This window comes from Arthrobacter sp. TRD_SC_6, assembly GCF_055361185.1.
This window is the reverse complement of record NZ_CM143953.1, coordinates 3241591-3262173: the sequence shown is the minus strand read 5'-3', so window position 1 is coordinate 3262173 and position 20583 is coordinate 3241591. Positions and strand designations below refer to the sequence as shown.

At 63.0% G+C, this 20583-nt stretch carries 22 protein-coding genes; 12 read left to right on the top strand and 10 right to left on the bottom strand.

Annotation, left to right across the window (positions count from 1 at the left end; translation table 11 throughout):
• Positions 1-30 precede the first annotated feature (30 nt).
• Positions 31-660, bottom strand: coding sequence for a PH domain-containing protein (locus ACWA1U_RS15460; protein ID WP_463723040.1), 630 nt, complete (start codon positions 658-660; stop codon positions 31-33).
• A gap of 101 nt (positions 661-761) precedes the next feature.
• Between ACWA1U_RS15460 and ACWA1U_RS15455 the strand changes: the two genes are divergently transcribed.
• The 3 genes from ACWA1U_RS15455 (at position 762) to ACWA1U_RS15445 (ending at position 5225) form a co-directional block, all read left to right on the top strand.
• Positions 762-2597 carry an ABC transporter ATP-binding protein gene (locus tag ACWA1U_RS15455; RefSeq protein WP_463723039.1) on the top strand — a complete coding sequence of 612 codons (1836 nt, stop codon included), beginning with the start codon at positions 762-764 and terminating at the stop codon, positions 2595-2597.
• Positions 2598-2801: 204 nt separating this feature from the next.
• Positions 2802-4718 carry a translational GTPase TypA gene (gene typA, locus ACWA1U_RS15450; RefSeq protein ID WP_463723038.1) on the top strand — a complete coding sequence of 639 codons (1917 nt, stop codon included), beginning with the start codon at positions 2802-2804 and terminating at the stop codon, positions 4716-4718.
• A gap of 6 nt (positions 4719-4724) precedes the next feature.
• Positions 4725-5225: a hypothetical protein gene (locus tag ACWA1U_RS15445; RefSeq protein ID WP_463723037.1), complete on the top strand. Its 501-nt coding sequence runs from the start codon at positions 4725-4727 to the stop codon at positions 5223-5225.
• On the opposite strand, the gene ACWA1U_RS15440 is transcribed toward ACWA1U_RS15445, so the two are convergent.
• Together ACWA1U_RS15440 and ACWA1U_RS15435 are read right to left on the bottom strand one after the other, a co-directional pair.
• Positions 5222-5716, bottom strand: a complete 495-nt coding sequence (locus tag ACWA1U_RS15440; RefSeq protein WP_463723036.1) for an ArsR/SmtB family transcription factor — start codon at positions 5714-5716, stop codon at positions 5222-5224. The genes ACWA1U_RS15445 and ACWA1U_RS15440 overlap by 4 nt on opposite strands.
• Before the next feature lie 72 nt (positions 5717-5788).
• Positions 5789-6019, bottom strand: coding sequence for a putative acetyltransferase (locus ACWA1U_RS15435; RefSeq protein WP_463723035.1), 231 nt, complete (start codon positions 6017-6019; stop codon positions 5789-5791).
• A 149-nt stretch (positions 6020-6168) separates the two neighbouring features.
• On the opposite strand from ACWA1U_RS15435, the gene fdxA reads away from it, so the two are divergent.
• The 3 genes from fdxA to ACWA1U_RS15420 all read left to right on the top strand — a co-directional run bounded on the left by fdxA (position 6169) and on the right by ACWA1U_RS15420 (position 9040).
• Complete coding sequence (gene fdxA, locus ACWA1U_RS15430) at positions 6169-6495, top strand: ferredoxin (RefSeq protein ID WP_463723034.1); 327 nt, start codon at positions 6169-6171, stop codon at positions 6493-6495.
• 7 nt (positions 6496-6502) lie between these two features.
• A complete protein-coding gene (dapC, locus tag ACWA1U_RS15425; RefSeq protein WP_463723033.1) occupies positions 6503-7642 on the top strand; it encodes a succinyldiaminopimelate transaminase in 1140 nt (379 codons plus the stop codon).
• A 114-nt stretch (positions 7643-7756) separates the two neighbouring features.
• Positions 7757-9040 carry a citrate synthase gene (locus tag ACWA1U_RS15420; protein WP_463723032.1) on the top strand — a complete coding sequence of 428 codons (1284 nt, stop codon included), beginning with the start codon at positions 7757-7759 and terminating at the stop codon, positions 9038-9040.
• A gap of 97 nt (positions 9041-9137) precedes the next feature.
• Here the strand turns inward: ACWA1U_RS15420 and galE are convergent, their stop codons facing one another.
• On the bottom strand, positions 9138-10151 hold the full coding sequence (gene galE, locus ACWA1U_RS15415) for a UDP-glucose 4-epimerase GalE (protein WP_463723031.1): 1014 nt from the start codon (positions 10149-10151) through the stop codon (positions 9138-9140).
• 239 nt (positions 10152-10390) lie between these two features.
• On the opposite strand from galE, the gene ACWA1U_RS15410 reads away from it, so the two are divergent.
• Entirely contained in the window at positions 10391-10966 is a 576-nt protein-coding gene (locus ACWA1U_RS15410) for a hypothetical protein (protein ID WP_463723030.1), read from the top strand.
• 11 nt (positions 10967-10977) lie between these two features.
• Here the strand turns inward: ACWA1U_RS15410 and ACWA1U_RS15405 are convergent, their stop codons facing one another.
• Entirely contained in the window at positions 10978-11847 is an 870-nt protein-coding gene (locus ACWA1U_RS15405) for a hypothetical protein (RefSeq protein ID WP_463723029.1), read from the bottom strand.
• A gap of 11 nt (positions 11848-11858) precedes the next feature.
• The gene (dapD, locus tag ACWA1U_RS15400; protein ID WP_463723028.1) at positions 11859-12839 is read right to left on the bottom strand and encodes a 2,3,4,5-tetrahydropyridine-2,6-dicarboxylate N-succinyltransferase; all 981 of its coding nucleotides are present in this window, start codon (positions 12837-12839) and stop codon (positions 11859-11861) included.
• Positions 12840-12925: 86 nt separating this feature from the next.
• On the opposite strand from dapD, the gene dapE reads away from it, so the two are divergent.
• Positions 12926-14017, top strand: a complete 1092-nt coding sequence (gene dapE, locus ACWA1U_RS15395) for a succinyl-diaminopimelate desuccinylase (RefSeq protein ID WP_463723027.1) — start codon at positions 12926-12928, stop codon at positions 14015-14017.
• Positions 14018-14082: 65 nt separating this feature from the next.
• On the opposite strand, the gene ACWA1U_RS15390 is transcribed toward dapE, so the two are convergent.
• The 4 genes from ACWA1U_RS15390 to ACWA1U_RS15375 all read right to left on the bottom strand — a co-directional run bounded on the left by ACWA1U_RS15390 (position 14083) and on the right by ACWA1U_RS15375 (position 17405).
• A complete protein-coding gene (locus ACWA1U_RS15390; protein WP_463723026.1) occupies positions 14083-14964 on the bottom strand; it encodes an amino acid ABC transporter permease in 882 nt (293 codons plus the stop codon).
• Positions 14961-15638, bottom strand: coding sequence for an amino acid ABC transporter permease (locus ACWA1U_RS15385; protein ID WP_463723025.1), 678 nt, complete (start codon positions 15636-15638; stop codon positions 14961-14963). The genes ACWA1U_RS15390 and ACWA1U_RS15385 overlap by 4 nt, the downstream gene beginning before the upstream one ends.
• Before the next feature lie 77 nt (positions 15639-15715).
• The gene (locus ACWA1U_RS15380; protein WP_463723024.1) at positions 15716-16573 is read right to left on the bottom strand and encodes a glutamate ABC transporter substrate-binding protein; all 858 of its coding nucleotides are present in this window, start codon (positions 16571-16573) and stop codon (positions 15716-15718) included.
• 43 nt (positions 16574-16616) lie between these two features.
• Positions 16617-17405, bottom strand: coding sequence for an amino acid ABC transporter ATP-binding protein (locus tag ACWA1U_RS15375; protein WP_463723023.1), 789 nt, complete (start codon positions 17403-17405; stop codon positions 16617-16619).
• Between the two features lie 147 nt (positions 17406-17552).
• On the opposite strand from ACWA1U_RS15375, the gene ACWA1U_RS15370 reads away from it, so the two are divergent.
• From ACWA1U_RS15370 to ACWA1U_RS15355, 4 genes are read left to right on the top strand one after another with little or no spacing between them, the layout of a single operon-like run.
• Complete coding sequence (locus ACWA1U_RS15370; protein WP_463723022.1) at positions 17553-18335, top strand: LOG family protein; 783 nt, start codon at positions 17553-17555, stop codon at positions 18333-18335.
• 2 nt (positions 18336-18337) lie between these two features.
• Positions 18338-18664, top strand: a complete 327-nt coding sequence (locus ACWA1U_RS15365) for a DivIVA domain-containing protein (RefSeq protein ID WP_463723021.1) — start codon at positions 18338-18340, stop codon at positions 18662-18664.
• Positions 18661-19248 (top strand): DNA-3-methyladenine glycosylase I, encoded by a 588-nt coding sequence (locus ACWA1U_RS15360; RefSeq protein WP_463723020.1) that lies wholly within the window; start codon positions 18661-18663, stop codon positions 19246-19248. Before ACWA1U_RS15365 ends, ACWA1U_RS15360 begins: the two co-directional genes overlap by 4 nt.
• Positions 19229-20440, top strand: a complete 1212-nt coding sequence (locus ACWA1U_RS15355) for a hypothetical protein (RefSeq protein WP_463723019.1) — start codon at positions 19229-19231, stop codon at positions 20438-20440. Before ACWA1U_RS15360 ends, ACWA1U_RS15355 begins: the two co-directional genes overlap by 20 nt.
• Positions 20441-20583 lie beyond the last annotated feature (143 nt).

Here is a 20583-nt window from a genome sequence, read left to right as displayed (position 1 = left end):
CGCATCACCCCGCGTGACGCTGGTCTGCTGTTACCGAACGCCCAGCGTCACGGCGCTCAGCAACAGCAGACCGGCAACCACCGTCATCGGCAGCCAGGCGACTCTAATGCGTACGGTCGCCCGGTCGGTTGCGTCGATATCGACAAGACCCTCGTGGACCTGCCGCTCCCACTCCGAGCGAACCAGCAGGGCGGCCAAACCGGAATCCGTGTTGCGCAGATCACCGGGACGAACGCTCCCCGCGGGACCATAACTGCTGCCCGGCAGGTTTTGCATGTGCTCAGGTTTGCCTGCGTAGGTCCCCCGGACGCCCGGTGCCGGCGCGGCCCACGCCGTGTAACTGCGGTGGGGCGTAACAAGCTTCAGCGCGTACTTGGTATCGACGTGAACCAGGGCGGCCCACGGCACTTCGAACGTTCGCAGCGGATTGCGCAGCTCAACTCCTGCCGGCCCGATAACAACGGATGGATACCAGAAGAGCCACCAGGCCACGGCTCCCATCGCCAGCAGGGGACCGGAAGAGAGCAGGGCGAGCGGTCCATTCGTGATCACGGAACCAATCAGTCCGATTCCCGCAATGATCCCAGCGATTATGAGTATCCATTTGCTGCTGCGGGGGCGGAAGACAGTGGTCTCTATCGGTCCAGTTGGCAAGTTCATACCCCTATATTTCCAACATCCAGGTTCAGTGCAGTAATTAACGGCCAAACAGGTCGCGCAGCTGCACAGCTCCAACGGTCACACAGTGGAAGGACAGCACTATGACCAACGACATCATCGAAGGCTCCGGGAGCGGCGACACGCCTAAAACGGCCCGCGGGCCTGTGCTCGAAGTCAAGAACCTCAGCGTCGACTTCGGCGTCGAGAAGGAATGGGTCCCAGCGGCCATCGACCTTAGTTACCACGTCAACGCAGGCGAGGTCCTCGCCATCGTTGGTGAATCCGGGTCCGGTAAGAGCGCAAGCTCAATGGCGCTCCTCGGCCTGCTTCCGAGCAACAGCAGGGTCACCGGCGAGGTCAACCTCAACGGTCGATCGATCCTCAACCTGTCGGCGCACAAACTTCGTGAGGTCCGCGGCAATGACGTAGCGGTAATCTTCCAGGAGCCCATGACGGCGCTCAACCCCGTGTACACCGTCGGATTCCAGATCGTCGAGACGCTACGCCTGCACAATGCGATCTCTCCCGATGAAGCGCGGGAACGCGCGATCAAACTGCTCGACATGGTCGAGCTTCCTGATCCCGAGAAGGCATTCCGCTCCTACCCTCACCAGCTCTCCGGTGGCCAGCGCCAGCGAGCAATGATCGCGCAGTCGCTCTCCTGCGATCCGAAGCTGCTCATCGCAGACGAGCCAACGACCGCACTCGACGTCACTGTCCAGGCTGAGATCCTGGACCTGATGCGCAATCTGCGCAACAAGTTGGACAGCGCCATCGTCCTCATCACCCACGACATGGGCGTGGTGGCGGACCTCGCGGACCGCATCGCGGTGATGCGTAAGGGTGTCATCGTCGAGACCGGGACCGCGGAGAAGATCTTCAGCAACCCGGAGCATCCGTACACAAAGGATCTGCTTGCGGCAGTTCCCCACCTGGGGCAGGGCGGCGACGGTGGAGGTGACGACGTCGACATCACGGCGGCTCTTGCGGCAGCGACCAAGTCGGAACTTGCGGGTGTGGACCACGACGAGCTCATTCGTCGGGAACAGGCCGTGCTGAAGGGGCTGGAGGCGAGCGTCGAGGAGCGGCGTGAACGCCAGGGCGAAGCAGTCCTTGAGTTGCGCGATGTCGCCATCGAGTACCCGAAGCAAGGCCGTGTTCCGGCGTTCCGTGCCGTTGAAGGTGCCACGCTGAGCATTCACCCCGGCGAAGTTATGGGGCTGGTGGGGGAGTCCGGCTCCGGCAAGACGACTATCGGCCGCGCCGCCGTCGGGCTCTTGCCCGTTGCAGGAGGCTCGCTTCGTGTCGTCGGCACTGACATCTCGGGTCTCAAGCCGACCTCCCGTGAACTCGGTGCGGTGCGCCGGAACGTGGGTATGGTCTTCCAGGACCCGTCATCCTCGCTCAACCCCCGCCTGCCTATCGGTGAAAGCATCGGCGAGCCGATGTTCCTCGCCGGTGAGGCGAAGGGGGCGGACCTCCAGAAGCGCATCGAAACACTGCTTGACCAGGTCGAGCTGCCCCGTTCCTACCGCAACCGCTACCCGCACGAGCTTTCCGGCGGGCAAAAGCAGCGCGTGGGAATTGCCCGGGCGCTCTCCCTGAAGCCGAAGCTGATGGTCGCTGACGAACCGACGTCGGCCCTCGACGTTTCAGTGCAGGCGAAGGTGCTCGAGCTGTTCCAGAACCTCCAGCAGGAGATGGGCTTCGCCTGCCTGTTCGTCACCCACGACCTCGCAGTGGTGGACGTGCTCGCCGATTACATCTGCGTGATGCGTCGGGGCAAGATCGTCGAGCAGGGAACGCGTGACCAGATTCTCCGCAACCCCCAGGATCCCTACACACAGCGGCTCCTCGCAGCCGTGCCGCTACCAGACCCCGAGAAGCAGCGGGAGCGCCGTGAACTGCGGGCCCGCCTGCTGGCTGCAGCGGAGTAGCCAGCGCACAGCAGCTACAGCCACAACAGAGGACGACGGCGGCACCCACTTTCAGGTGGGTGCCGCCCGTTTTTGCGCCTGAGCAGCGAGACCCGTTTAGGCCATCTTTTGGTCAGCGCTTAGACTGGTAGCAGTGCGCGCTGTGTCGCCCGCCCATCATTTCTGATCGACCCATCTGTTCCCCCATGAATTGAGTCATTACGCATGTCTGTTTCCACGAGCAACACTGCCATCCGCAGCGACCTCCGTAACGTCGCCATCGTTGCCCACGTGGACCATGGCAAGACGACCCTTGTTGACGCCATGCTCAGGCAGACCAACTCCTTTGCTGCCCACAACCATCTCGAGGACCGGGTCATGGACTCCGGTGACCTTGAACGTGAAAAGGGCATCACCATCCTCGCGAAGAACACCACGGTGTTCTACAACGGACCTGCGGCAGAGGGAGAAACCATCACCATCAACGTGATCGACACTCCAGGGCACGCTGACTTCGGTGGCGAGGTTGAGCGCGGCCTGTCGATGGTTGACGGCGTGGTTCTTCTCGTCGATGCGTCCGAGGGCCCACTGCCCCAGACGCGCTTCGTCCTCCGTAAGGCTCTCGCCGCGAAGCTCCCCGTGATCTTGTTGGTCAACAAGACCGACCGCCCCGACTCCCGTATCGACGAGGTCGTCAGCGAGTCAATGGACCTGCTTCTGGGCCTTGCATCCGACCTCGCCGACGAGGTTCCCGATCTGGACCTCGACCTGATTCTCAACGTTCCCGTTGTCTACGCCGCGGCACGAGCCGGCGCAGCCTCCCTCGAGCAGCCCGAAGACGGCACCATCCCCTCGAATGACAACCTGGAGCCACTGTTCCAGACAATCATCGAGCACATCCCGGCGCCCCGATACAACCCGGACGGCGTTCTCCAGGCCCACGTCACCAACCTCGACGCTTCGCCATTCCTCGGCCGCCTCGCGCTGCTGCGCATCTTCAACGGCACCCTCCGCAAGGGCCAGACCGTGGCCTGGGCACGCCAGAACGGTGAGCTCAAGTCCGTCAAGATCACCGAGCTGCTCGCCACAAAGGCACTCGACCGCGTGCCGACCGAGTCCGCGGGTCCCGGTGAGATCGTCGCCGTCGCCGGTATCGAGGGCATCACCATCGGCGAAACGCTGACCGACGTCGACAACCCGCAGCCGCTGCCGCTCATCACGGTGGATGATCCCGCAATCTCCGTCACCATCGGTATCAACACCTCGCCGCTCGCAGGCAGGGTCAAGGGTGCCAAGGTCACTGCCCGGCAGGTCAAGGACCGCCTGGACAAGGAGCTCATCGGAAACGTCTCGCTCCGCGTCCTGCCTACGGCCCGCCCGGATGCCTGGGAGGTCCAGGGCCGCGGAGAGCTCGCACTGGCTATCCTCGTCGAGCAGATGCGCCGCGAAGGCTTCGAGCTCACAGTTGGAAAACCACAGGTTGTGACCAAGACCGTCGACGGCAAGATCCACGAGCCGATGGAGCACATGACCATTGACGTACCCGAGGAATACCTCGGCGGCGTCACCCAGCTTATGGCCGCCCGTAAGGGCCGCATGACCAACATGGCCAACCACGGCACGGGTTGGGTCCGCATGGAATTCATCGTTCCTGCCCGCGGGCTCATCGGTTTCCGTACCCGCTTCCTGACGGACACCCGCGGTGCAGGTATCGCCGCGTCCATCTCGGAAGGCTACGAGCCATGGGCAGGCGACATCGAATACCGCACCAACGGCTCGATGGTCGCGGACCGCTCCGGTGTGGTGACGCCATTCGCCATGATCAACCTGCAGGAGCGCGGCTCGTTCTTCGTGCAGCCCACCTCAGAGGTCTACGAGGGCATGATCGTCGGTGAAAACTCCCGTGCCGATGACATGGACGTCAACATCACCAAGGAAAAGAAGCTCACCAACATGCGTGCCGCTTCCTCGGACACCTTCGAGAACCTGACACCGCCGCGCAACCTCACCCTTGAGGAATCGCTCGAATTCGCCCGCGAAGATGAGTGCGTCGAAGTCACACCCGAGAGCATCCGTATCCGCAAGGTCGTCCTCGACGTCAACGAACGCCTCCGCGCAGCGCGCTCCCGCGCCCGCGCCTAAGTCCGCGTGAGCGCGCCGGCACCCGGCGAGCCGAAGCGAACACCCGACGACGGCGGCAGCCCGACTGCCGCCGTCGTCGGCCGTTCCCGTCGCAGTGCGCTCTGGCGGGCATCGGTAGCGTCAGCGGTGGCCGGTGTCGTCGCGGCGGTGGTTGGCACGGCGCTGCATGCCCATGTATGGCATGTGGGAAGCATGAACGTCCCGGTTGGGGCACTCGGCGCCATCGTGTTCAGCATGAGCTTGGCCGTATTGATGGCACTGTGGGCACGTACGGTAATCGTGGCTGCGGCAACCGGATCGGTCGCGTACGCATTGGTTGGTCTGCTTGCCGCGGGTCCCTCGCCGAGCCTCATAGTGACCGGCATTCAGGTGGGGGGAAACACACCTGGCGTGGCGGTGGCGGGCTATATCTGGGTCATCGGCCTGGCCGTGGGGACTGTTGCCGCAGTGGCGGTGTCCTGGCTTGTCCTGCGCTCAGCAGACCGGGAATTCCAGCGGGCGGTCTAGTTGGCCGCGCGGTCGAGGTGGTGGGCCAGCATGATCGAGGTAGCGGTGCCGTCGTCGTCGGACTCGCGTTGTGCGTATTCCTCGAAGACGATGCGGATTTTCTCCATCATCTCCGCGCGATTGGTGTCATTGAGCCGTACGCCTAACCGCCAGACGTCGATCTCCGACGGATTCAGGCCTTCGATCTCCTGGAGAAAGGTCTCCACCAGGACCGGTGCCGCATTGGGAACCCGGCTGCCCCAGGAAAGGCCGGTGGCTCGGTAGGGGATTTCCTTGGCCCCGCGATTGCCGGTACGCGGGTCATCAGCGCGGAGGAATCCGGTGGCCAGCAGAGTTCTCACATGATGCAGCGCGGTGGCGGGGTTCAGGTCCAGAACCTCGGCAATTTCCTTGTTTGTTCGAGCCTTGTGCAGGCAGAGACGAAGGATTCTGAGCCTGACAGGTGAGCTCAGCGCCCTGCCGCGTGCCTGTACATCCTCATCTGTTTCCATATCCAAAAGCATACGTCAGCATGACCTACTGATTGACAACAGTCAATCACACGCAGGTCATACGTTGTTAGGTCAGTGTCTGCGCGCCCTGGGCTCCGGCGGGGGAGGGACGCGCTTCGCAGCGGTCACCGCGTCCAACGGCACGACGGCGTCGCCCCGCTTCCCTGCAATGGTGCAGGTTTCAGCGTCCAGCGCCACCAGATCCCCCAGGGCATCCGTTAGGCCCTGCGCGATGCGGTAGCGCACCACCACGCGGGTGCCCAGCGGCAGCTCGGCGAGTAACGAGGCGGCAGGAGTGACCATGGACGAAACCTAACAGACGACGGCGACATATTACGGCGGGCGCCGGCCGATGCTGATCGCCCGTTGCGTTGCGTTAAGCTGGAAAAGCAACACTGGCGCGCCGCAACATTCGCCGCCAGACCGCAACAACCCTAGGGAAGGCGTGGGAAGTGACCTACGTAATCGCGCAACCGTGCGTGGATGTCAAAGACAAGGCCTGCATTGAGGAATGCCCCGTCGACTGCATCTATGAAGGTGAACGGTCCCTGTACATCCATCCGGATGAGTGCGTGGACTGCGGTGCGTGTGAGCCGGTCTGCCCCGTCGAAGCCATTTACTACGAGGATGACACTCCGGACGAGTGGGCGGAGTACTACAAGGCCAACGTCGAGTTCTTCGATGACATTGGGTCCCCGGGCGGAGCGGCCAAGCTGGGTAATACCGGCAAGGACCACCCGATCATCGCTGTCCTGCCTCCGCAGAACCAGGAAGCGTAACAACCGCGTGAGTCCCAGCCGGGCCTTCGGGCTGACCCTGCCGGACTACCCCTGGGACGCCCTGGCGCCTTACGTGGAGCGGGCGCAACAACATCCGGACGGTGCGGTCAACCTCTCCATCGGCACGCCCGTCGATTCCACTCCGGACCTGGTGCAGGAAGCCCTTCGCGGCGCGTCCAATGCGCCCGGCTACCCGACGACCCACGGAACACCCGAGCTGAGGGAAGCCATTTCGGCGTGGTTCCGCCGTCGTCGCAATGTGCACGGACTGGATCCAGCGGACATTATGCCCACCGTCGGGTCCAAGGAGCTCGTGGCCTGGCTGCCGACCCTGCTCGGACTCGGTCCCGGCGACGTCGTCGTACGGCCTACCGTCGCCTACCCGACCTACGACATGGGCGCGCACTTCGCCGGTGCTACTCCAGTGGCCGCCGATTCGCTGAGCGCCCTGGATGCTGCCACCCGTAGCAGGGTCCGGCTGGTGTGGGTGAATTCCCCGTCCAATCCCACCGGGACAGTTCTCCGGGCCGAGGAGCTCAAGGCAATTGTCGACGACGCCCGGCAGCTTGGGGCGATGGTTGCCTCGGACGAATGTTACGCGGAGCTCGGCTGGGACGCCTGGGACACTGCCCAGGGTGGACAACCGATTCCGAGCATCCTCGATGCAGCGGTCAGCGGCGGGTCCACGGAATCACTGCTCGCCGTGTACTCGCTGAGCAAGCAATCCAACCTTGCCGGTTACCGCGCCGCGTTCGTCGCTGGAGACAGTTCCGTCATGCCGAACCTGATCAACTCGCGCAAACATGCCGGAATGATCGTCCCCTACCCCGTTCAGGAAGCCATGCGCGCGGCGCTCGGTGATGACGGGCATGTGGCTGCGCAGAAGGCCCTGTACCGGACCCGCCGGGAAGTGTTGAAGCCAGCGCTGGAATCATTTGGCCTCCGGGTCGATCACTCGAATGCGGGCCTCTACCTCTGGGCCACCGCGGGGGAGGACACCTGGCAGACGGTGAACCGGTTCGCTGACCTGGGCATCATCGTTGGTCCGGGCACGTTCTATGGTGAAGCTGGGAACGGCTTCATCCGCGTGGCCCTGACCGGATCCGACGAACGGATAGAGTCGGCGGCCGCCCGGCTGCATGGCTGACGCGGTGTTGCTATTGCACAACAACCGCCCCTCCAATTAGTGCTGAAGGCGCTCCGCCCGGTAGCGTTTTAGGTGATTAGCCCGCTTTCACTCACAGCTCCACAAGGAGAGTCCATGACTGAGCACAACGGTGCCTCGCTGCAGTATGACGGGGGCAACCTTAGCCTCCCGCTGATTTCCGCAGCTGAAGGCAACCCCGGGTATGACGTATCGAAGCTTCTTAAGCAGACCGGTGCGGTGACCTTCGACCCCGGGTTCATGAACACGGCGGCCACCACGTCAGCTATCACCTACATCGACGGCGACCAGGGAATCCTCCGCTACCGGGGATACCCCATTGACCAGCTGGCGCAGCACTCCAGCTTTCTCGAGGTGTCCTACCTCCTCATCTACGGCAACCTCCCCACCCCCACCGAGCTTGATGCTTTCGACCAGCGGATCCGCCGCCACACCCTCCTCCATGAGGAGCTGAAGGGCTTCTTCGGCGGGTTCCCGAGGGACGCACACCCCATGCCGGTGCTGTCCTCGGCCGTCTCTGCGCTGTCCACGTTCTACCAGGACTCGCTCGACCCATTCGATGACGAGCAGGTTGAGCTCTCCACCTTCCGCCTGATGGCCAAGCTCCCCGTTATTGCCGCGTACGCGCACAAGAAGTCCATCGGCCAGCCCATGCTTTACCCGGACAACTCCATGAACCTGGTGGAGAACTTCATGCGGCTTTCCTTCGGCCTTCCCGCCGAGCCGTATGACCTCGATCCGGCGATGGTGAAAGCCCTCGACCTGCTGCTCATCCTGCACGCCGATCACGAGCAGAACTGTTCCACCTCCACAGTGCGGCTGGTGGGCAGCTCGAACGCGAACATGTTCGCCTCGATCTCTGCCGGCATCAACGCCCTCTTCGGCCCGCTTCACGGCGGGGCAAACGAAGCCGTGCTGAACATGCTCCGGGACATCCAGGGCACCGGAATGAAGCCTGAAGATTTCATGGAGAAGGTCAAGAACAAGGAAGACGGCGTGAAGCTCATGGGCTTCGGGCACCGCGTCTACAAGAACTATGATCCGCGGGCCAAGATCGTCAAGGCGACAGCCCACGAGATCCTCTCCCGGCTTGGCGGCAACGACGAGATGCTGGACATCGCCATGCGCCTCGAAGAGAAGGCGCTGGCCGATGACTACTTCATCGAACGCAAGCTCTACCCGAACGTGGACTTCTACACCGGCCTGATCTACAAGGCCATGGGCTTCCCGGAGAAAATGTTCACGGTGCTGTTTGCGATCGGCCGCCTGCCAGGCTGGATCGCCCAGTGGCGCGAGATGATCAAGGATCCCCAAACCAAGATCGGCCGTCCGCGGCAGTTGTACACGGGCGAGCCGGAGCGGCAGTACCCCGCACGCTAGACCCGGACTACCGCAAAGTACGACGGCGGGCGGTTACCTTCGTATCGAAGGTGACCCCCCGCCGTCGTACTTTCAGCGGGGACGGACAGTGCGCGCTCTAGGAGGCGTAGCCTTCAGGATTGTCTTTCTGCCAGCGCCAGTGGTCCTCGCACATCTGGTCCAGTGAGCGGTGCGCGGACCAACCAAGGTCCGCCAGAGCGGAGGAGGGGTCCGCGTAGCTGATCGCGGCGTCGCCGGGGCGGCGTGGGGCGAACTCGTAGGGAATCTGGTGCCCGGCGGCCCGGGAGAAGGCAGCAAGGACCTCCAACACCGACGAACCGTTTCCCGTACCAAGGTTCCAGCGGTGAACGCCGGAGTGGGTCGTCAGGAAGTTGAGCGCCGCCACATGCCCGTCCGCGAGGTCGACGACGTGAATGTAGTCGCGGATACCCGTACCGTCCGGGGTGGGGTAGTCGTTGCCGAAAACCATGACCTTCTCGCGTCGCCCGACTGCCACCTGCGCGACGAACGGCAGCAGGTTGTTGGGGATGCCCGTGGGGTCCTCGCCGATCCGCCCGGATTCATGTGCGCCGACGGGATTGAAGTAGCGCAGGAGCGCGATGTTCCAGCTGGCGTCAGCTGCCCCGACATCGCTCAGGATGTCTTCGATCTGTTCCTTGGTGCGGCCGTAGGGGTTGGTGGCGTCCAGCGGCATCTTCTCGATCAACGGCACCTGCTCGGATGCGCCATACACCGTGGCCGAGGAGCTGAAAACCAGGGTCCGCACGTTGTGGCGGTCCATGGTCCGCAGGAGGTTCAGGGTTCCGCCCACGTTGTTGTGGTAGTAGTACAGCGGCTTTTCAACGGATTCGCCCACTGCCTTGAGCCCGGCGAAGTGAATGACGGCGTCCACCGCCTCCGCCTCGAACACGGCGTCAAGGGCGGTTTCGTCCAGCAGGTCCACGTTGCGGAAGGCCACTTCCCGGCCCGCCAGCTCCTGCACGCGCTCCAGGGCCGTTTCGCTGGAGTTGTACAGGTTATCCACCACGACAACTTCGTGCCCCGCCTCCAACAGCGCGAGTGTTGTGTGTGAGCCGATGTAACCGCTTCCGCCGGTGACGAGTATCTTCATGTTTCCCAGCGTACCGAGCGAATGCCGTCAAGTTTGTTCGTGACAGCACATCGCCCGCAAATGGGCTGAATCTCCCCCGTTGACTCAGGTTCTTGTTGCGCTCTGGAGCAGAGCAGGGGATCGGTCTACCCTTAGGAAACAACTGGGAAAGATCACACCGAAGTGTCGGCCGCGGTCGCTGGCAGGGGAGGCCTGGACAGAGAATGCAGCTTAGCGGTTCACGTTCCTGGCGGGTTTCCATGGATGCCGCGCCGGCGATGTGTTTCGCCCTGTACCTGCGTGACTGCGCCGGGCTTGGTGCCATCGGAGTCCCGGCAGTTTCGCCCCTGAAGCCTGCTGTGCATTGCCTTGATGCGAGTCAGACGGTTCACGCCGTCGGAGGTCTGACGGCCTTGCGCGTCGAATGGGATGCCTGGTGGTACGGGCTCGTCTCCAGTAACGCGATGAGGCATGTCTTTCCTACTCCCCCTCAGTTCCCGGAACTGGACGCGATGCCAGCGCTCCAACGCCTCACATCCGCCCACTACGGCACCGCCATGACCTGGGTGCAGGAGTGGGATGAAGACTGGCGAAGACGCAGCCTCGAACGCCTGCGGAACCGGTCAACCTTCGACTTCGGCAACCTCGTCCGCGAACGGGAGCTGGAACTGGGACGCAACGCCCGCAATTTCTCGCTGAAGATCATTGAACTGCCGTTGGGCGAGCCGCGCGCCTGGTTCGTGGAGCCCGCGATGCTCCTGGTGAGCGAGGACCTGCAGGACGACGAAACGGCCTTCCGCAGCTACGTACAGCCCGTCGTCGAGTTCCTCGCGTAAACCGCACCCTCCTAGGGATTTTCAGCGGCCACGGTGATGACCACAGTGCCCGTCTCGGTTTCCGAGGTGCGCCAGCCGCTTTCGTTCCGGTTCCACTGCAGTCCAGCGTGGGAGACCGACGTGATGTTGAATTCCTTGGCATGCGCAACGGCCCACTGTGCGGCAGCCCATCCCTGTGAATCGGTAGCACCTGCCACGATGCCGTTTTCGCTTGGGGTCACGTCCACTTCAGGGAACACGGCACTGAGCTGGTCTGAGACGGCGCGTGGATCGCCGGACTCAGTGGGCTTACGCAGCACGCAGTTTAGTGAAGCGGGGGACTGGCCGGTCAGGGCAGAGGCGAATGCCCTGGCTTCCGGTTCATGATCCGCGTACGCATCCGGATAAGCACTGCGCTGGACGAACTGCGCGGCCTCGGTGATCGGAAGATACTCATACCCGGGGACGGTGACCAGCTCGTCGTAAAAAGCACCCGCAGCGTAGACCGGATCCTGGACCTGCTCCTCGGTACCCCAACCCTGGGACGGTCTTTGCTGGAAAAGGCCGCGGGAATCCGGGCCTGCCTGATCACCGTAGTCGAGGTTCCGAAGCCCGGACTCCTGCACGGCCGTAGCCAGCGCTATGGACGCTGCCCGGGCTGGCAGGTCGCGGCTCACTGCTATACCGGCGATGGTGGAGGCATTCGCTGTCTGGTCAGGCTCCAGTTCATAGGTGTCGGTGCCGACGACGGCGCTGCACCGCTCCCTGACGAGGACCTCGGATGAATTGAGCTGGCTCACCGCGAGGTACGCGCCGCCACCGACCACGGCAATCAGGCAGGCGAGGACGCCGCCGGCGCGGAGGCGCCGCCGTCGTCGTGCCTGGGATTGCGTGAGGGGCACTGAGCAGGAACCTAGTTGGCGTGGAGGGCTGCGTTGAGCGCGATGCCTTGGCCCGTCCGCTGGCGTGCCTCGACGACGCCGGTGGTTGAGTTTCGGATGAAGAGGACGCCCGACTGCCCTGAGAACGTGGCAGCCTTCACTACTGTTGCGTCCGGCAGGGTCACTTTGGTGCCGGCCGTGATGTACAGGCCCGCTTCGACAATGCAATCGTCACCGAGGGAAATGCCGATTCCGGCCTGCGCCCCCAGGAGACAGCGCTCGCCGACGGAGATCCGTTCCTTGCCGCCACCGGAAAGGGTGCCCATAATCGAGGCGCCGCCGCCTACATCGGTGCCGTTGCCAACCACGACGCCAGCGGAAATCCGGCCCTCGACCATTGAGTGCCCGAGCGTGCCCGCATTGAAGTTGACGAAACCCTCGTGCATGACCGTGGTGCCCTCAGCGAGGTGGGCTCCCAGCCGGACGCGGTCGGCATCCGCGATGCGCACGCCTGCCGGCAGGACGTAGTCCACCATGCGCGGGAACTTGTCCACGCCGTAAACCACCACGGCGCCGCGTGAGCGCAGCTTGAGCCGGGTCAGTTCGAAGTTCGGAACGGCGCACGGGCCGAAGTTTGTCCACACAACATTGGCGAGGAGGCCGAAGATCCCGTCCAGATTGATGCTGTTCGGCTGGACCAGCCGGTGGGAGAGCAGATGGAGGCGGAGGTAGGCGTCGGCCGCATTGGTGGGAGCTTCGTCGAGACGGCTTTCAGTAATGACGACTTCCTGGGTAACACCTCGCAGGGAATCGGGTGCGGCTATCGCCGCGAGTTCCGTCCGGAGCTCCTCCGCACCGTCATCCTGGTGACCTCCCGAGTGGCCGAGCGCGGGCTTCGGGTACCAGACGTCCAACAGCGTTCCATCCTCGGCGGTGGAGGCGAGCCCGACGCCGAATGCAGTGCGGTCAAGGGACACGGATTGCTGCAGGGGAGCAGAAGCGGTTTCAGTCATGGCCTCCATTCTACCGAGCAGGCAATTGCCTTCTGTCCGTTCCGCCACGAAACGATTCGAAACCAAAAAACACTAAGGTTGAGACCATGACTTCTTCGAAGATCCCGCCACTGGAGCTGACCGGTGACGTTGCCCTGCTGACGGCCGCTATCCTCGACATCGAGAGCGTTTCCGGCAATGAGGAGACACTCGCCGACGCCGTTGAAACGGCCCTGGCAGGATGTGGGCATCTCGAGTTGGTGCGGGACGGCGACTCCATCATGGCCCGAACCAACCTTGGCCGCGCAGAGCGGGTCATTCTCGCGGGCCATCTGGACACAGTGCCTCTTCCCCGCGTGCCCGGGTCGCGTGGAACTGTGCCGAGCACGTGGGACGGCGAAGTGCTCTACGGGCGCGGAGCGACCGACATGAAGGGCGGGGTTGCCGTCCAGCTCGCCCTTGCCGCAGTGCTGACGGAGCCTTCGAGGGACATCACCTACGTGTTTTATGACCACGAAGAGGTTGAGGCCTCGCTCAGTGGTCTTGGCAGGCTCGCAGAAAAGTATCCCGAATGGCTGCGCGGTGATTTCGCGGTTTTGCTTGAGCCGACCAACGGGACAGTTGAGGGCGGTTGTAACGGAACTGCCCGTTTCGACGTCACGACGACGGGACTTGCCGCGCACTCGGCCCGAGCGTGGATGGGGAAGAACGCCATTCACGGAGTCGCCGAGGTGTTGGTGCGGTTACGGGATCACGAGCCCACTACCGTATCCGTTGATGGTCTGGACTTCCGCGAGAGCCTCAACGCTGTGCTTATCTCTGGCGGTACGGCCGGCAACGTGATCCCTGACCGCGCTGTCGTCGAAGTGAATTACCGGTTCGCTCCGGACAAGACGCCTGGGCAGGCGGAGGATTACGTGCGTAATTTGCTTGAGGGCTTCGACGTGGTGCGTACCGATGCAGCAGCGGGTGCCCGTCCCGGGCTCAACCATCCGGCGGCTGCGGCTTTCGTCGCGGCAGTCGGCGAGGAACCCAAGCCGAAGTACGGCTGGACCGATGTGGCGCGGTTCAGCGCACTCGGGATCCCTGCCGTGAACTTTGGGCCGGGAGACCCGTTACTCGCCCATTCAGATGATGAACATGTGCACGCGGATGCCGTCCGTGCCTGTCTACGGGCCCTGAGTGACTGGCTCGCCTGACCTTTAAACGCAAGAGGTCTGCACGGTAGGTGCCGTACAGACCTCTTGGGATGGGCCGAAGGATCCTAACCCGCGTTGGTGGGATCCATGAGTGGAGCGACGTCGCTGGTGGCTTCCTTCTTCGGTTTTCTACCCGTCCGGAAGCTCAGGCGCTTTGAGAGCCTGGTTGCGGAAGACGACAGGGCGAAGTTGATGAGGATGAAAATCAGTGCTGCAACTAGCAGCGCCGGAATCACGTTGCCTTCTCCTGTGCCCAAACGCCGCATGAACTGGAGCAATTCGGTGTACGTGATGATGGATCCCAGTGCGGAGTCTTTGAGGATGACCACAAACTGGCTGACGAGTGCGGGCAGCATGGCGACGAGCGCCTGCGGAATTTCGATGCTCCGCAGGGATTGACCAGGGGTCATACCGATAGCCATCCCCGCTTCGCGCTGTCCCTTGGGTAGCCCGTAGACACCAGAGCGGACAAGCTCGGCGATCACCGAACCGTTGTACAGAGTTAGCGCGACGACGACTGCAATGAATGGCGCGTCATCGGGCGGCACCATTCCGGATCTTCCAAGGGCGAGCCAGAGGAAGATCATCATGAGCAGCACGGGCACGGCGCGAAAAAACTCGACAACAATTCCGCTGACCCAGCGGATAGGTGCGACGGTGGACAACCTGCCTATACCGAAAATGATGCCGAAGAGGATGGAGGTGACTATCGCGATTGCAGCCGCTTTCAGGGTGTTCAGCAGACCGGGAAGGATGAAGAACTCCCATGTTCGCCCCTCAAGGAAGGGAGACCACTTAGCGGCAGTGAGCTGGTCCTTCCCGGCCAGGGCCATCACCACAAACGTAAGAAGCCCAAGGACGATCAGAGCTCCGATGATGTTGCCGATAAGGATATTCCGTCGGGCTTTCGGCCCTGGAGCGTCGAAGAGGACCTGCTGCGCGCTCATCGTGCCACCGCCAGTTTCTTGGAGAGCCAGGTTGTCAGCAAGCCGACAGGAATGACGATGATCACAAATCCGAGGGCGAAGGTAAAGAAGATCGGAATCACCATGTCCGACCGGAATTCGATCATCGTCTTCATCAAACTGGACGCCTCAATTGCCACGGACCCTGCCGCCGCGACCGTGGAGTTCTTGATCAGGGCTATCAATACGTTCCCCAGGGGAGCGATTGCGCCGCGGAAAGCCTGTGGCATGATGACCAGCCTCGCCGCAGGGAGGAAGCCGAGGCCAATGGCACGAGCCGCCTCGGCCTGACCGAGGGGAACGGTGTTGACGCCGCTTCGAATCGCTTCACAGACGAACGCCGCGTGATAGAGCGACAGTCCGAGGATAGCGATGCGGAACAGGCTGACGTTCAGATCGGATGACAGGCTGACCTGCATGACCGAGAACAAGCCGAGGAAACCGAAAGCCAAAATAATGGTCAGGGGAGTGTTCCGGAAGATGTTGACGTAGGAAGCACCCACCCACCGCAGGCTGGCGATGGGTGAAATTCTGAACATGGCGAGCACCGTGCCCAGGAGCAGCGACCAGATGGCGGCCCAAAACGTGAGCTGAATATTCGCCCAGAACGCAGCAACCACGTCGTACTGCTCAAACAGTGACAGGAAATCCTCCATTGCTCACCTCCTAGGTGAAAGTTGACATGACCATGGTGAGGCGGTCCGGGACCGCCTCACCATGTCGAGGGTAATGATTAGGCGCAGTCGTCCGGCGTCGGTGGATTCAGCTCTTCGTTGTACGCGTAATCGGCACCTTCGGTGTTGGCGGCGATGGCCTCTTCCCAGGCCCCGTCCTCAATCATCTTGGTGATTGCGGCATTGACGTCTTCGCACAGCTCACTGCCCTTGGTGAGGCCGACACCGTAGTTCTCCTCGGAGAATGGGTTACCCACCACCTTGAACTGGCCAGCGTTCGACTCCTGCGCGGCGAGGCCTGCCAGGATGATGTCGTCGGTGGTCACGGCGTCGATCTGGCCGCCAGCCATCGCGGTCACGCACTCTGCGTAGCCGGGCTGCTCGACCAGGTTGGCGCCAGCAGCGTACTCATCCTTGATTCGCTGGGCTGACGTGGAGCCTGTCACCGAGCAGAGGTTCTTACCCTCAAGGTCCTCAGGGCCGGTGATGTCGCTGTCAACCGGTACCAGGAGGTCCTGGCCCGCAACGAAGTATGGGCCGGCGAAGTCGACGGTTTCCTTGCGCGTGTCAGTGATGGAGTAGGTTGCGAAGATCATGTCTACCTGCTCGTTGGAGAGCATGTTCTCGCGGTTCGCCGAAGGGGACTCGACGAACTCGATCTGGTCTTCGGTGTAGCCGAGTTCTCCGGCCACGTACTTGGCAACGTCAACGTCGAAGCCGCTGTAGGAGCCGCCTTCGTCGAAGCCGAGGCCCGGCTGGTCGAACTTGATGCCGATGCGGATGGAATCTCCACCAGTCTCACCGCCGCCGCCTTCGCCGCCACTTTCGCCGCCGCTTTCACCGCCGCCGCCGCAAGCGGACAGGGTCAATGCGGCAGCTGCTGCCATTGCTGCAACTGCGTATCGGGTTGTTCGCATGATTTCTCCTCGCGTTCTTTCCTGATTGAAAAACTGTTGGTTGTCAGTGGGCAAGGATCTTGCCGAGGAAGTCCTTGGCACGGTCGCTTTGGGGGTTGGTGAAGAACTCTTCCGGTTTGGCCTGCTCCACGATCTGTCCGTCCGCCATGAAAATCACACGGTCCGCAGCCTTGCGTGCGAATCCCATCTCGTGGGTCACCACGATCATGGTCATGCCTTCTTTGGCAAGGGAGACCATGGCATCGAGCACCTCGTTGATCATCTCGGGGTCCAGCGCCGAGGTGGGCTCGTCGAACAGCATGACCTTGGGTTGCATTGCCAGCGCACGGGCTATTGCGACGCGCTGCTGCTGACCGCCCGAAAGTTGGGCCGGTAGCTTCTGCGCCTGATTATCGACGCCGACCCGCTTGAGCAGCGACATGGCCAGTTCTTTCGCTGCGTTGCCCTTCATGCCCTTGACCTTGATTGGTCCAAGGGTCACGTTCTCGAGGATGGACCTATGCGCGAAGAGGTTGAACGACTGGAACACCATTCCGACGTCGGCACGAAGCTTTGCGAGCGCCTTACCCTCCGCGGGCAACTCTTTTCCGTCGATTCGGATTTCGCCGTCATCGATCGTTTCGAGGCGGTTGATTGCCCGGCACAGCGTGGACTTTCCCGAACCGGACGGCCCGATTACCACGACGACCTCGCCACGGGCAACCTCAAGGTTGATGTCCTTCAGTACATGGAGTTCCCCGAAGTGCTTGTTGACGTTCTTGAGTGAGACTAGTGGCTGTGCTTCCGAGTCAGATGCGGACGCGGACGGGCTCGACTGTTCATCACGGGTCATACGTAGAATCTAGCGAAAGATTCCCCTCTGGCAATACGTGCCTCCAGCGAATCGACAAATTGTGATTCAAGAGCAACCAAATTCGCGGCTTAGCCAGCGCCAAAGCCATCTCATCTGGAACAGTCAAAACCCGGCTAGCCTAGGTCTATGAGTCCCCATATCGGCAACGACAACCAGCAAGCGGGCGCTGACGCCCCAACCACCCGCCGCCGCGGGCAGGTGGAGCTCCGACGGGACCAGGCCAAATCCATGCAGTCTGACCGGTACCTGCTCGACTCCGATGAGGAAACGCCTTTCACCAAGACGGATCCGTGGCGCGTGCTGCGCATCCAGAGCGAGTTCGTGGAGGGTTTCGGCACCCTGTCCGAGCTTGGCCGGGCCATCAGTGTCTTCGGATCCGCCCGAACTCCCCGTGACTCCCAGTACTACGCGGTGGGAGAGGAAGTAGGACGCCGGCTGGTGGAGGCGGGCTACGCAGTCATCACCGGCGGCGGTCCAGGCGCGATGGAAGCCGCGAATAAAGGTGCCTGCGAAGCCGGAGGCATGTCCGTAGGGCTCGGCATCGAGCTGCCGTTCGAGCAGGGCATGAACGAATGGGTGGACCTCGGAATCAACTTCCGGTATTTCTTTGCCCGCAAGACCATGTTCGTGAAGTACGCACAGGGCTTCATCGTCCTCCCGGGAGGGTTCGGCACGCTGGATGAGTTGTTTGAAGCGATGACGCTTGTGCAAACCCAGAAGGTGACTTCCTTCCCGATCGTGCTCATCGGTACCGAGTTCTGGGCACCTCTCTGGGATTGGGTGCGGCACACCCTACTCGCCAACGGAATGATTTCGGAGAAGGACCTCTCACTGGTGCACCTGGTGGATGACCCTGCGGAGGCAGTCCGCCTCGTCCGGGCTGACACCGCTTCCCATCAAGAGCCCTGAGCATGTCGGTAATCCTGGTGCTGCTCTCCATCCTGGTGGTCGGCGCGACCGCTTTCTTCGCCATCGGGAGGAAGCCCGTCGGTGACGCAACTCCGGGCGAGCGGCAGCCCGGCGTCGTACCCGGCCTGGTTGAGCCGACCCCCTCCCTTCCGCCCGTGCTCCTTCCGGAGAACCCAACGCCCGACGACGTCCAGCACGTCCGGTTCTCGCTCGGGCTTCGGGGCTACCGCATGGATCAGGTCGATGAAGTGCTCGACCGCCTGGCCGCCGCGCTTGAGGAACGCGACGCGACCATCGAGAGGCTGCGCGCGGAACAGGACCCTTCATGAGCGCCGTTCCCGGCAGCGATGGGAAGCTGCGCTGCGGATGGGCCGTCACCAGCAGTGATTACGAGGAATACCACGACGCCGAGTGGGGACGGCCTGTTGCCGGTGAAGCGGCCCTTTATGAACGCATCAGCCTGGAAGCATTCCAGTCCGGGCTCAGCTGGATCACCATCCTCCGCAAGCGCGAGGCGTTCCGCGCCGCTTTCGCCAACTTCGATCCGCACGCAGTTGCTGCGTTTGACGACGACGACGTCGCGCGCCTCCTCGCCGACGCGGGCATCGTGCGGAACAGGGCGAAGATCCTTGCGACAATCGGCAACGCACAAGCTCTCCTTGCGTTGCCTGCAGGAGTAAGCCTCGCGGGCATCCTCGAGGCCCACCGGCCGGCACCCGGGCAGGCCCCGCAGTCCCTGGGGGACGTGCCCGCCGTCGTGCCCGAATCCGTGGCCCTGGCGAAGACGCTGCGCTCACACGGTTTTCGCTTTGTTGGCCCCACCACCGCGTACGCCATGCAGCAGGCCACCGGCTACGTGAACGACCACCTCACAACCTGCTGGGTGCGGGACAGTGTCAGCAACGGGTCCTGAATCCACGCTCGCGGTCCGCGCCGCGGCGCTGAACCGGCGCTTCGCGTCCTGGCCGTGGTGGGTGCACGTCCTGCTCGTCTACGGGGCCGGAAGAATCTTTTCCACCATAGTCCTGACGGCGGTGGCAGCCCGTCAGGGGCCGAGCCCCTGGGCGGAGGCGGCGCCTGGCTACCTGGACTTCGTTAACTTCTGGGACAGCGGCTGGTACGAGCGCATTCACGACGGCGGGTACCCGGGTGAACTGCCGCGCGGCGATGACGGCAGCGTCCGCGAGAATCAGTGGGCGTTCTACCCGGTCTTCCCCGCCGTGGTGCGCCTGGTATCCGGGGCACTGCGCACGGGATGGAACCCCACCGCCCCGATCCTGGCAGCGCTCTTCGGTGCGGTTGCTGTGATCATCCTGTACCGGATTTTCAGGCTCCGGACCGATCACCGCAACTCGCTATGGACTGTCGCGCTGATTGCGTTCTTCCCGGTGAGCCCCATCCTGCAGATTCCCTACGCGGAATCACTGCATCTGATGCTGCTGGCCGCCGCGCTCTACCTGGTCATGAAGGAGCGGTATCTGACGGCCGTGCCCGTGGTGTTGGTGATGTGCCTGGCACGGCCGGCGGGGGTGCCCTTCGCGGCCTTGCTTGGATTACTCCTCCTGGTGCAGCTGATCTTCGAGCACCGCAGGCCAGCCGAACTTGGGCGGTTGGCGGTGCTTACCGCGATCACCGGACTCGGTGCGCTCGCCTGGCCGCTCACGGCCTGGCTGGCAACCGGTGAATCCGATGCGTACGTCCAGACTGAGACCGCGTGGCGGGGCACCCACCTCACGCCGTTCGTGCCGTGGCTGGAAGTATCAACCGGGCTGCTCGGTCCGCTGCTCGGTCCGCTGGTGCTGGCGGCGGCGATTGCCGGCGTCGTCGTTGTGTTGCTCTCGCCCGCCGGGCGCAGCCTTGGTCTTCCACTGCAACTCTGGTGCACGGCCTACCTGCTGTACCTCGCCGCATTCTGGAACCCGCAGACCAGCACGTTCCGGATCCTGCTTCCGCTGTTCCCACTCGCCCTGGCAGCAGTGCTGGCCTCTTCCTCACGGGCCTACCGCTGGCTCTTCGTCGCGTCCTTCGCGAGTCTCCAGGTTGTCTGGGTTGCCTGGTTGTGGGCGTTCGTTCCGTTAGCCGGCGGGGGAGATTATTCGCCCTAGCGCCGGGTCCGCGCTTCTGCGGGGCGATTCGCCCGCCACGCACTTGTGCGGGATAATGTGAACGGATGAGCGTACGGGGGACAGTCCATGACCCAATCCACCGTGCCGATCGAAGATAGTTGGTTGCGGCCGCTGTGGCTGCG

What these genes read in the sequence shown, in the direction of transcription:
- ACWA1U_RS15460 (WP_463723040.1), bottom strand. Translation starts at nt 660, where the DNA reads ATGAACTTGCCAACTGGACCGATAGAGACCACTGTCTTCCGCCCCCGC.
- ACWA1U_RS15455 (WP_463723039.1), top strand. Translation starts at nt 762, where the DNA reads ATGACCAACGACATCATCGAAGGCTCCGGGAGCGGCGACACGCCTAAA.
- typA (WP_463723038.1), top strand. Translation starts at nt 2,802, where the DNA reads ATGTCTGTTTCCACGAGCAACACTGCCATCCGCAGCGACCTCCGTAAC.
- ACWA1U_RS15440 (WP_463723036.1), bottom strand. Translation starts at nt 5,716, where the DNA reads ATGGAAACAGATGAGGATGTACAGGCACGCGGCAGGGCGCTGAGCTCA.
- ACWA1U_RS15435 (WP_463723035.1), bottom strand. Translation starts at nt 6,019, where the DNA reads ATGGTCACTCCTGCCGCCTCGTTACTCGCCGAGCTGCCGCTGGGCACC.
- ACWA1U_RS15420 (WP_463723032.1), top strand. Translation starts at nt 7,757, where the DNA reads ATGACTGAGCACAACGGTGCCTCGCTGCAGTATGACGGGGGCAACCTT.
- galE (WP_463723031.1), bottom strand. Translation starts at nt 10,151, where the DNA reads ATGAAGATACTCGTCACCGGCGGAAGCGGTTACATCGGCTCACACACA.
- ACWA1U_RS15410 (WP_463723030.1), top strand. Translation starts at nt 10,391, where the DNA reads ATGGATGCCGCGCCGGCGATGTGTTTCGCCCTGTACCTGCGTGACTGC.
- dapD (WP_463723028.1), bottom strand. Translation starts at nt 12,839, where the DNA reads ATGACTGAAACCGCTTCTGCTCCCCTGCAGCAATCCGTGTCCCTTGAC.
- dapE (WP_463723027.1), top strand. Translation starts at nt 12,926, where the DNA reads ATGACTTCTTCGAAGATCCCGCCACTGGAGCTGACCGGTGACGTTGCC.
- ACWA1U_RS15390 (WP_463723026.1), bottom strand. Translation starts at nt 14,964, where the DNA reads ATGAGCGCGCAGCAGGTCCTCTTCGACGCTCCAGGGCCGAAAGCCCGA.
- ACWA1U_RS15385 (WP_463723025.1), bottom strand. Translation starts at nt 15,638, where the DNA reads ATGGAGGATTTCCTGTCACTGTTTGAGCAGTACGACGTGGTTGCTGCG.
- ACWA1U_RS15380 (WP_463723024.1), bottom strand. Translation starts at nt 16,573, where the DNA reads ATGCGAACAACCCGATACGCAGTTGCAGCAATGGCAGCAGCTGCCGCA.
- ACWA1U_RS15375 (WP_463723023.1), bottom strand. Translation starts at nt 17,405, where the DNA reads ATGACCCGTGATGAACAGTCGAGCCCGTCCGCGTCCGCATCTGACTCG.
- ACWA1U_RS15370 (WP_463723022.1), top strand. Translation starts at nt 17,553, where the DNA reads ATGAGTCCCCATATCGGCAACGACAACCAGCAAGCGGGCGCTGACGCC.
- ACWA1U_RS15365 (WP_463723021.1), top strand. Translation starts at nt 18,338, where the DNA reads ATGTCGGTAATCCTGGTGCTGCTCTCCATCCTGGTGGTCGGCGCGACC.
- ACWA1U_RS15360 (WP_463723020.1), top strand. Translation starts at nt 18,661, where the DNA reads ATGAGCGCCGTTCCCGGCAGCGATGGGAAGCTGCGCTGCGGATGGGCC.